The 10,238-nt window shown below is 29.7% G+C and carries 10 protein-coding genes; 4 read left to right on the forward strand and 6 right to left on the reverse strand.

The window, feature by feature from the left end; all coding sequences use genetic code 11:
* Positions 1-5: 5 nt before the first annotated feature.
* From VN21_RS00995 to ftcD, 3 genes are all read right to left on the reverse strand, one after another.
* The gene (locus tag VN21_RS00995; protein WP_046821619.1) at positions 6-617 is read right to left on the reverse strand and encodes a cysteine hydrolase family protein; all 612 of its coding nucleotides are present in this window, start codon (positions 615-617) and stop codon (positions 6-8) included.
* Positions 618-787: 170 nt separating this feature from the next.
* Positions 788-2,332 carry a dihydroorotase gene (locus VN21_RS01000; RefSeq protein WP_046821620.1) on the reverse strand — a complete coding sequence of 515 codons (1,545 nt, stop codon included), beginning with the start codon at positions 2,330-2,332 and terminating at the stop codon, positions 788-790.
* A 15-nt stretch (positions 2,333-2,347) separates the two neighbouring features.
* A complete protein-coding gene (gene ftcD, locus VN21_RS01005; protein ID WP_046821621.1) occupies positions 2,348-3,289 on the reverse strand; it encodes a glutamate formimidoyltransferase in 942 nt (313 codons plus the stop codon).
* A 218-nt stretch (positions 3,290-3,507) separates the two neighbouring features.
* Here ftcD and VN21_RS01010 point away from each other — a divergent pair, with 218 nt between their 5' ends.
* The 3 genes from VN21_RS01010 (at position 3,508) to gltS (ending at position 7,018) form a co-directional block, all read left to right on the forward strand.
* On the forward strand, positions 3,508-4,209 hold the full coding sequence (locus VN21_RS01010) for a cyclase family protein (protein WP_046821622.1): 702 nt from the start codon (positions 3,508-3,510) through the stop codon (positions 4,207-4,209).
* A 33-nt stretch (positions 4,210-4,242) separates the two neighbouring features.
* Entirely contained in the window at positions 4,243-5,586 is a 1,344-nt protein-coding gene (locus VN21_RS01015) for a uracil-xanthine permease family protein (RefSeq protein WP_046821623.1), read from the forward strand.
* Positions 5,587-5,752: 166 nt separating this feature from the next.
* The gene (gene gltS, locus VN21_RS01020; RefSeq protein ID WP_046821624.1) at positions 5,753-7,018 is read left to right on the forward strand and encodes a sodium/glutamate symporter; all 1,266 of its coding nucleotides are present in this window, start codon (positions 5,753-5,755) and stop codon (positions 7,016-7,018) included.
* Between the two features lie 105 nt (positions 7,019-7,123).
* On the opposite strand, the gene VN21_RS01025 is transcribed toward gltS, so the two are convergent.
* Together VN21_RS01025 and VN21_RS01030 are read right to left on the reverse strand one after the other, a co-directional pair.
* Positions 7,124-7,534, reverse strand: a complete 411-nt coding sequence (locus VN21_RS01025) for an FxLYD domain-containing protein (RefSeq protein WP_046821625.1) — start codon at positions 7,532-7,534, stop codon at positions 7,124-7,126.
* An 89-nt stretch (positions 7,535-7,623) separates the two neighbouring features.
* Entirely contained in the window at positions 7,624-8,745 is a 1,122-nt protein-coding gene (locus VN21_RS01030) for a serine/threonine-protein kinase (RefSeq protein WP_046821626.1), read from the reverse strand.
* Between the two features lie 74 nt (positions 8,746-8,819).
* On the opposite strand from VN21_RS01030, the gene VN21_RS01035 reads away from it, so the two are divergent.
* Positions 8,820-9,260 carry a hypothetical protein gene (locus VN21_RS01035; RefSeq protein WP_046821627.1) on the forward strand — a complete coding sequence of 147 codons (441 nt, stop codon included), beginning with the start codon at positions 8,820-8,822 and terminating at the stop codon, positions 9,258-9,260.
* A gap of 65 nt (positions 9,261-9,325) precedes the next feature.
* Here VN21_RS01035 and VN21_RS01040 read toward each other — a convergent pair whose 3' ends face one another.
* Positions 9,326-10,003, reverse strand: a complete 678-nt coding sequence (locus VN21_RS01040) for a YczE/YyaS/YitT family protein (RefSeq protein WP_046821628.1) — start codon at positions 10,001-10,003, stop codon at positions 9,326-9,328.
* Between the last annotated feature and the right edge of the window lie 235 nt (positions 10,004-10,238).

Consider the following 10,238-nt stretch of genomic DNA (forward strand, 5'->3'; position numbering starts at 1 on the left):
TTAAACTACTCTACTTTGTTTTCTGTATCTCCACCTCCAACCCAAGGGTCTAAGTTTTTTTCCCATGCATCTATATACTCATCAATAGTCATAACTTTTGTAAATATGCTTAAATCCCTAAGCCCTGCTTCATGCATTTCATCATTTTTAGAATGAACTCCATCACTTAAAGTTATAACTTTATACGCATTATATAATGCATCACTAGCAGTACTTCTAACACATACATTAGTCCATACTCCAGTAACAACTACAGTATCTATATTTTCTTCTCTTAAATATAAATCTAGATCAGTATGTGCAAATCCACTATGTCTTCTCTTTGGAACTATATACTCTTCACCTTGTGGATAAAGTTCTTTTATGAAATCAGAACCCCAAGTTCCTTTAACTGCATGAACTGGTCTAACTCTAAAATCAGCATCATTTTTCCTATGAGCTTCTTGTATATGAACTAATTGGACATCGTCTAATCCTCTAGCATTTCTTTCTCTAACCCAAGCAAAAAGTTTTTGAAGGTCAGGTATTATTTTTTCTCCTCCCGGACATCTTAATGGAGCTTTCTCTCCCACAAAATCATTTAACATATCTATAACTAAAATTGCATGTCTTTTCATAATAAATCCCCCTCCTATTTTCTTTCCTCACCGAAAAAATTAAGTTTCTAAAGATTGATAGTATAGAGGGTGGGAGTTGTGACTTGCTGAAGAAGCGTTAAAGACCACGCATTTTAGGTCTTTAGCGACAGAAGCAATTCACAACTCCCGCTCTCCACCACTAATCAACCTTAGAACTTGATATTTTTATCTAACTTACTTATTGTTTGACGTTTTATAAATTTACCGAATCCTGGTTTAACCTTTATACCTTTTATATTTTTAACATGTTCAACAATTAACTCTGGATGGTCTTTTCTATAACTAACTTTATATTCTCCACTAGTTAGTTCTTCAGGGTTATTAAATAAAACATCATAATTTTCTAGATTTCCCAAAACTCCAGCTTCTCCATCTTCATAAACTAAATTACCTCTAACTATAGTTTTAATTATTCTTCCTTTTAGCTTCATTCCTTCAAGTGGAGTATATCCACACATAGTTACTAAATTTTCATTTTTAATAGTCCATTCTTTGTTTAAATCTATTATTGCAAAGTCAGCGTCTGACCCTATATTTAAAGCACCTTTTTTAGGATATAATCCATAGTGTTTAGCTGCATTAGTGCTTAGTATATCAACTAATTTACTTAGTGAAATCCTTCCCTTATTGTATCCTTCACTAACTATTACTGGTACCATAGTCTCAACTCCTGGTATACCTGGGAATGAAGTCCATATGTTTGTACCTTCTTTTAATTTTTCACTTTCTATTTCATATGGTGCATGGTCTGTTGCTATAAAATCTATACTTCCATCATTTATCCCTTTCCAATGTTCCACATTATCTTTTTTAGTTCTAAGAGGTGGAGCTATTTTTGCAAGTGGCCCATATTCAGTCATAGCATCTTGATAATTTAAAGTTAAATAATGAGGACAAGATTCACTAGTTACGTCTAACCCTCTCATTTTAGCTTCTTTTACTAGCTTAGCCCCTACACCCGTACTCATATGAACTATATGAAGTCTAGCTTTACTAGCTTCAGCAAAGCTAATACCTAACTCTATAGCTACCTTTTCAGCAAGTTCCATTCTAGCTTCTGCCCAAGCAGGTCCATCAAGTCTACCTTCTTCTTTAAATTTATTCACATAAAAATCACACATTGCAAAATTTTCTGCATGTATTCCTATTGGAAGCCCTGTTTCTGATACTGCTTTAAAACATTCAAACATTTCTGGGTCTGTAACTCTTGGATAAGTTGGAACAGATGGAGTCATATAAACTTTAAAAGCAACTACTCCATAATCGGCTTGCTCTTTTACATTATTCATCCAACCTTCACGAACATCTTCTCCTGTAACTCCTCCCCACATAGCATAATCCACTACAGCTTGTGGTCCACATATACCTAGTTTTGTTTCTAATTGTTCTACACTTCTAACCGAAGGAACTGAACAACAAGGCATATCAATTATAGTGGTAACTCCTCCAGTAGCTGCTGCTGCTGTTCCGGTTAAAAAATTTTCTCTATGAGGAAATCCTTGATACATAAAATGTGTATGTGAATCTATACAACCTGGCATTACTAAATTTTTATTTGCATCTATAATTTCTTTTGCATCTATCATATTTATATCATCAACAAACCCTACTATCTTTTCGTCTTTTACTAATATATTAGTAAGAACCATTTCGTCTCCTTGAGGTATGTTTGCATTTTTTATAATTAAATCCATAATTTAAAATCCCCCTTACATATCCATTAAATGAGTTTCTAATACTTGTTCGTTTCTAAAATCCTCTAATTGTAAATAATAGTTAAATGTATCTAATACATAGTCTAGCTTTATAGGTCCTACTAATTGACTTCCAGTTACTATTACTCCATATCTCTCAGCTTCTCTTTTTACAAATTCAAACGCTCTATGAATAGGAGTTTGATAACAATCTAGTAAATTCATAGAAACTACTACGCCTTCTTTTTCTGGGAATTTAATTCCAACAGCCCTAACTGTACTAAATCCACCACTTGGTCCTCTTAATGCTTTAGCTATTTTTTTAGCTATCTCTACATTTTCAGTTCCAAGAAATATATTATAAGCTGTAAGTCCATTAACTTCAGCACTCGATAATGTTGCTCCAGCTTTTTCACTTAATAATCCATCAACACTTAAATCTGGCTTTCTATTGTTATATTCTTCTTGTCTACTCTGATCATCTTTTATCTCTTTTAAAAGATCTCTAACACCTTCATATTGACCTTTTCTTATATATGCAAATGCCTTTCTTTCTTCTGTACTTGCACTTTCTCCTGCAAAGTATATAGGGACTTTACTTTCTTTATGTAGCCTTTCCCCTATTTCTTTTGATAGCTTAACACACTCTTCTATAGTTATATTTTTAAGTGGGAATATGGGCAGAGTATCTTGTGCTCCTATTCTAGGATGAGTTCCTTTATGTTCTCTCATATCTATAAGTTCTATAGATTTTTTAGCCATATTAACTAAAGCATCTTTTACATCTTCTGGCTCTCCTATAAATGTAACAACTGTTCTGTTAAAATCTTCTTCGGGTTCATAGCTCACTAACTTTACATTTGAATTTCTAACTACGTCCACAATAGCTTCAATTACATCTTTGTCTTTTCCATTACTAAAATTTGGCACTGCTAATACATATTGTTTTTTCTCCATACAATTATCTCCTTATTTTTTTTAATTTAATAAGTAGATAAACTATTAAAACAAGCAAATCTTCATTTATCCAAACTTATGATTAATTTTTATCTATTGAATTTTTCTGCAGTTTAAAGTAAGTTTCCTAATTTTTTTATTTACACTTGTTTATAAATTATATTTTCTAGCTATTGTGAATATAACTTATTAAATAAAGTTTTTAAGGAGGTGTTTTAATGGGGTTTAAAGTAATTGATTTGTCACAAGAAATTTATCAAGGTATGTCTGTTTTCCCAATGCATCAACCTACCTTTATAATGACAAATATGACTCATGAAGAAAATATGAAAAGAACTGGAAGTAAAACTTTAGGATTTTCTGCTAGAAATTTACTTATAAGTGAACATGGCGGTACTCACTCTGATGCTGTGTGGGAATATAAATCAAGTGGTAAAACTATAGATAATATGCCTCTTGATTATTTTTTCGGGAGTGCTATTTGTATAGACTTAAGCAATATTCCTTATAGTAGGTATATCGAAATTAAGGATATAGAAATTTCCTTAAAAAAATCTAACTTGCAAATTGAAAAAGGAGATATATTGCTAATGTACACCGGTCATTATGACAGAAATTTTAACACAGATAAGTGGCAAACTGAATATTCTGGACTTAGTTATGATGCAGCTAAGTACCTAGCAACATCTGGAGTAGTTAATATAGGAGTTGATGCTCCTGCAATTGATCATCCAAAAGACTTAAATTTTTCAGGTCATTTAGTATGTGGAGAATATGATATAACCAACACAGAAAATCTTTGTAACCTTGATCAATTAGTTGGTAAAAGATTTTTATATTTTGGATTACCACTTAAAATCAGAGAAGGTTCTGGGTCTCCAATAAGGGCCATCGCTCTTTTGGAAGATTCAATATTATAGCTAGCAGCAAAATTTATATTAGGAGGAGAATTTATGAGTGAAAATAGTTCTTCTCAAAAGATTAAAAATCAAAATAACTCAGGATTACTATATAAAATAGAAGACAGACCAAATCTACAGCTTTCAATACTACTTGGTTTTCAGCACATAGTTGCAGCTTTTGGTGGAATTGTAGCTGTCCCTTTAGTTGTCGGTCCTGCTATTGGGCTTGATGTCCAAACAACCGCATTAATGGTCAGTGCTGCAATATTTGTTGCTGGTATTGCAACAATAATTCAAGTTCGAGGAGTTTCTAAAGTAGGTTCTAAGCTTCCATGTATAATGGGAACTGATTTTACTTTTGTTGGTCCATCTATAGTAGTAGGTAGTTCTATGGGGCTTGCAGGAATATTTGGAGCTACCATACTCGGATCTTTTATAGAAATGATTTTAAGTAGATTTATAAAGCCTCTTATGAAGTTTTTTCCACCTGTTGTAACTGGTACTGTTGTGACCTTAATAGGCCTTACACTTATTCCAGTCGCTATGGATTGGTGCGCTGGAGGTGTTGGTTCACCTACTTATGGAAGTATCACAAATATTTGCATAGCTTTATTAGTTATGATTATAGTAATAGCTTTTAATATTTATGGAAAAGGGGTACTAAGCAGTGCATCTATTTTAATAGGTATGCTAATAGGGTATATAGTATGTATTCCATTAGGTCTTGTTGATTTTACACCTGTAAAAGATGCAAGTTGGATAGGTTTCCCTGGTATTCCTTTAGTGTTAAAACATGGAATAAAATTTAGTTTAGCAGGAGTTGCTCCATTTGTAATAGCTTACTTAGTAACTACAATAGAAACAGTTGGATGCTTAATTGCAATTGGAGAAGCCTCTGAAAAAGAAACTTCTCGTGAAGAAATAAGTGGTGGGGTTCTAGCTGATGGTATTGGAAGTTTTATAGCTGGATTTTTGGGTGCAGGTCCAAATACATCATTTAGTCAAAATGTGGGTCTTATCCCTATAACTAAAGTTGCAAGCAGGCATGTAGTTATAATGTCTGGAATAATCATGATGATACTTGGAGTTTTTCCTAAATTAGGAGCTTTAGTTGCATCTATTCCTAATCCTGTATTGGGTGGCGCTGGAGTTGTAATGTTTGGTGTTGTTGCTGCTAGCGGTATAAAAACACTAAGTAGAGTAGATATGAACAATAGAAACTTAATTATAATATCTATTTCATTGGCTCTAGGTCTTGGTATTACAACTAGACCAGATCTTTTATTAAATCTTCCTGATAGTTTAAAAATGTTATTTGGTTCAGGTATAAGTACAGGAACTATATTTGCTTTAACTCTTAATTTATTGCTTAGAGATAAAAATAATACAATATAAGTTTTATAAAAAGAACTATCTTTAATACAAAAGATAGTTCTTTTTATTTTAATTCAATTAAAATTCTATTATGAAATTTAAGAATTGTTTAAATTGTATTTACATTCCATATCGTTTCATAGTATAATAATCTAATATCTAACTAAATTAAATAAGGAGTGATTTGATGGAGCTTTATAAAATTAATGGAATCCTTAATCTTAATTTAAACATTGCTGCTACAATTGCATTAACATGTTTTTTAATAATTTTAGGAAAAATAGTAAAAAAACGAATATCAGTTTTAGATAGACTATGTATACCTGGACCAGTTATAGGAGGTATCTTTTTTGCACTTTTAGTTTTTTTTCTTAATCAATTTAATATATTAAATATTGTATTAGACACTAGCTTACAATCTACATTTATGGTTGCTTTCTTTACTACAGTAGGTATAGGCGCAAGTTTTAGCCTTATTAAAAAAGGAGGCAAATCTGTACTTATTTACTGGATATTTTGTATAATACTTATATTTTCTCAAAACATCATAGGATTATTAGGGGCATTACTAACAGGACTTGACCCATTACTAGGTCTTATGTGTGGTGCCATTTCTATGGGTGGAGGTCATGGAACTAGTGCAACTTTTGGTCCAACTTTAGAATCAATGGGAGTTGTAGGTGCTAATACTATAGGTCTTGCCGCTGCAACATTAGGGCTTATTAGTGGTGGATTTATAGGAGCTCCAACCTCTAAATTTTTAATTGAGAAGTATAAATTAAAACCAAAAGATTCGCTTTCAAACAACTTACATAATCATATCCAAATTGAAGATGATATCAATAGTGAAATTGCGATAGCATCCGATTCTAAAGTATCATCTAAATTGGATTCTTCAGAATTTATTAAGCATATATTTATATTGACTACGTGTATGTCATTAGGGTATGTTGTTAGCAATTTTATAGGTAAAATAACAGGTTATGCATTACCTGAGTATGTAGGTGGTATTTTAGTTGCTATGTTATTTAGAAATAGTAATGATAAATTTAAATTTGTAGATGTTGACTATTCATGCTTCGAACTTTTAGGTGATATAAGTTTAAATTTATTTTTAACTATGGCCCTTATGAGTATTAAACTTTGGGAATTAAAAACACTTGGATTACCTATGTTAATTATAGTTTTAATGCAAGTATTATTTATAGTTTTATTTACTATATTTGTAATGTTTAAATTATTAGGTAAGGATTATGATGCAGCCGTAATGGTTGGTGGATTTATAGGTCATGAACTTGGTGCTACTCCAAATGCACTTGCCAACTTGAATTCAATATGTAGTAGGTATGGTTACTCAGAAAAAGCATTTTTCACGATACCAATTGTATGCGCTTTTTTAATTGATCTAGTTGCAATACCTACTATAATAATGTTTATAAATATACTATCTTAAAATCTTACTTGAATGTTAAGTCTAAGTTTTTTATTTATATTGTTTAAATTATAATCTTTTTAACGTAAAAAAGAGTTGCCTTTAATTAATGGCAACTCTTTTTTATTAAAATGTACTTGATTTAGCTGTTATTTCATACTTATCAAAATTATTCTTAGAACATAATATTTCTACTTTTCTTTTCTCTTTAGGCATAATATCTGTTTCATTAGTAAATGAACTTTCAATAACTGTTCCTTCTTTGTCTATTAATTTATAATCAAACTGTAAATAATCTATTTTCTCATTACTTTTGTTTTCAAATGTTCCAACTATTTTAGTAGTAAATTGATCTTTTTCTACGTCCCACGACATATCTTTAGCTAAATCTTGTACTTTGCTATCATTTTTAACAGTATCTTCTTTAACTTGATTTACAGCTTTATCAACACTAGATACTCCAGCAGTAAACATTGCTGCACACCCTCCTAAAACAACTACAATACCTATTAATATACCTACTATAACTTTTTTCATAATAAAACCTCCACTAATAATTACTTGTTGATTTTATTATAAAATTTATTTTTAATTTTTTGGTATGCTATTAGCATACACATTTTTAATTATTTCACTAACTCAAGACCTAAACCAAAAACCATAAAAAGCATAAAGCTATAAATTATATATCCAAATACACTAAAATATCTTACTTTACTTCGTACCATAGGTAATCTACTCGTTATATTTAAGAAGTTAGTATATAATAAAAATAATGATAATAATAATCCTATTACAAGTATATTTTCTATGAATGTTGTTGTACTATCTACAAAAACTAGACCAGTTATTAAAAATAAGTACCATAAAATAGCTAACATCATATTCAACTTATTTCTAGACCTAAACCCTGGCAATATATCCAACAAATTGTTATTCTTTTTCATATTAATATTTAAATCTTTTATATCATTATCTGAGATTTTATTTAATTTATATAATTTTTTTCCTTCTTTATAATCTAAATTAATTAACTTTTCTAAGTCTACTTTTAAATCTTCTACACTTTGATATCTTTCATTAGCAGATATTTTCGTACATTTTTTTATTATATCTTTTAGCTTGCCATCGCTTTCTATTTCTTTTGTATGCTTCCCTGTAGTCAATACATTCATCATTATCCCAATAGCGTATATATCGCTTCTGCAATCAGTTTGATCAAATCCAAATTGTTCTGGAGATGCATATCCCTTTGTTCCCAAAAGAGTCGTATCCATGTTTTCTCCGTATTTATATATTCTTGCTATATCAAAATCTATAAGTTTTAATACTCCATCATTACTTATCATTATATTAGCAGGTTTTATGTCTCTATGAATTATACAAGGATTTAAATTGTGAATTTTTTTTAGCACACAACATAAATCAATCATATATTTTGCTACAGCATCTTCACTTAGCTTACCGTCTATTTTTAAAATTTCTTGTAACGTATGTCCACTTATAAACTCTTCAATTATTATCAATTTGTCTTCATATTCAAAAAATTCATATACTTTAGCCAAATTTTTACTTTCTATATGATTTAAGCTTTCGTATACTTGTAACGTATACTCTTTTAATACTCGTTTTATATAAAATTTTTCATCCAAAGTATTTTGAACTAAAAATATTTCACTTTTTCTACTCTTGTGTATAGATTTTAATTCTTCGTATAGCGATAATTTATATTCTTCATCTATATTCAATTTTTTGCACCTCTTTTATTGATTTTACTTCCATAGAATTATATCATATTAATATGTGAGGTGGAATTATTTATATGAATAAGGATAAAACAGTTGAACTTATGAGCGTTTTAAACAATATAGAAGATGAATCTTGTCTAGATGAGTTTATCAAAATTGCTAAAGAAAATTTTTCTGATTTAAGCTTGCCTAATTTTTTTGAAAGCATATGTAAGGATAAAAATATAAGCAAGAGTTTACTTATAAAAAATGCTGAAATCGATAGGACTTATGGATATCAAATTTTAAACGGAAGCAAAAAACCAAGCAGAGATAAAATTATTCAACTATGCTTATCTGCTAAATTAAACTTAGAAGATAGCAATAAAGCTCTAAAACTAGGAAATGTAGGAGAGTTATATCCTAAAAATCCTAGAGATAGTATTTTAATCTTTGGTATTAATAAAAACCTTAATATTTCTAAAATTGATGAATTACTTTATAGTAGAAATTTTGAAACTCTTTTAGATATTTAATTTTTTTAATAAAAAAACTCTTTCCTCGTAATTTTAATTTACCTAAGAAAGAGTTTTTTATTATATTATATGTTAAAGTCTTCAACACTATTTCTTACAGGTTCTTCATTTAAAATAAAGTTAACTAGCTTTTCTCCATATGGAAGACATGTTTGTATAAATGGACCTGTTATAAGCATCGCTATAACTGTTCCAAGTCCTACCGTTCCTCCTAATAAATATCCTGCAATCAAAAATGTAGCATCAATTCCCATTCTTATCCAGCCATATTCTAATTTCATTTTATCTTTTATAATAAACGGTATTATGTCATTTGGTGCCATTCCTACCTTAGTAGATGAAAGAATAGAAAATCCTACAGCTATGATAAAACACCCTAATCCTACTAAAACTACTTTCCCAATATAATTATAGTGTTGAATTGGAAAATATGTAACAACGTTTACAGCCATATCAATAATTGGCCCAACTCCAATAACACATATTAAAGTACCTATTTTGATATGATTTTTCTGAACTAAAAATATTATTGTAAATAATACAATTAAGATTATTCTATTTGCAGTTCCTGTAGTAGCGTTTACCCCAATGCTATTTAATGCACACGCTAACCCTTGTGTAAAAACTGTAAATGGATCTGAGCCTATATTTGTTTTTAAATATAACGCTACTCCAAATTGAATTATACTCATTCCTATAAAAAACAATGTTAACCTTTTCACAGAGCTTAAAAGTTTATTCATGTATATACCCCCTAAGTATGTCTATCATTCCAATTGACTTTAAGTTAATTACTTGGTTACTTGATTTATTGACTTTTACAGAATAATATAATTTCAAAAATATGTCAATAAAGTTTGTTATTTTTTACTCATTCTTACGACGTAATAATATTTCTTATTGTCTTTTTTCTTACCTTTAAACCTTTGATATTACTATACTTTGATAACTTATTAAGAATTTATTTTTTAAAATATT

It is taken from the genome of Paraclostridium benzoelyticum (assembly GCF_001006285.1).
GTDB lineage: Bacteria > Bacillota > Clostridia > Peptostreptococcales > Peptostreptococcaceae > Paraclostridium > Paraclostridium benzoelyticum.

Excerpts from the sequence above, each read along its gene's own strand:
- VN21_RS00995 (WP_046821619.1), bottom strand. The coding sequence starts at position 617 with ATGAAAAGACATGCAATTTTAGTTATAGATATGTTAAATGATTTTGTG.
- VN21_RS01000 (WP_046821620.1), bottom strand. The coding sequence starts at position 2,332 with ATGGATTTAATTATAAAAAATGCAAACATACCTCAAGGAGACGAAATG.
- ftcD (WP_046821621.1), bottom strand. The coding sequence starts at position 3,289 with ATGGAGAAAAAACAATATGTATTAGCAGTGCCAAATTTTAGTAATGGA.
- VN21_RS01010 (WP_046821622.1), top strand. The coding sequence starts at position 3,508 with ATGGGGTTTAAAGTAATTGATTTGTCACAAGAAATTTATCAAGGTATG.
- VN21_RS01015 (WP_046821623.1), top strand. The coding sequence starts at position 4,243 with ATGAGTGAAAATAGTTCTTCTCAAAAGATTAAAAATCAAAATAACTCA.
- gltS (WP_046821624.1), top strand. The coding sequence starts at position 5,753 with ATGGAGCTTTATAAAATTAATGGAATCCTTAATCTTAATTTAAACATT.
- VN21_RS01025 (WP_046821625.1), bottom strand. The coding sequence starts at position 7,534 with ATGAAAAAAGTTATAGTAGGTATATTAATAGGTATTGTAGTTGTTTTA.
- VN21_RS01035 (WP_046821627.1), top strand. The coding sequence starts at position 8,820 with ATGAATAAGGATAAAACAGTTGAACTTATGAGCGTTTTAAACAATATA.
- VN21_RS01040 (WP_046821628.1), bottom strand. The coding sequence starts at position 10,003 with ATGAATAAACTTTTAAGCTCTGTGAAAAGGTTAACATTGTTTTTTATA.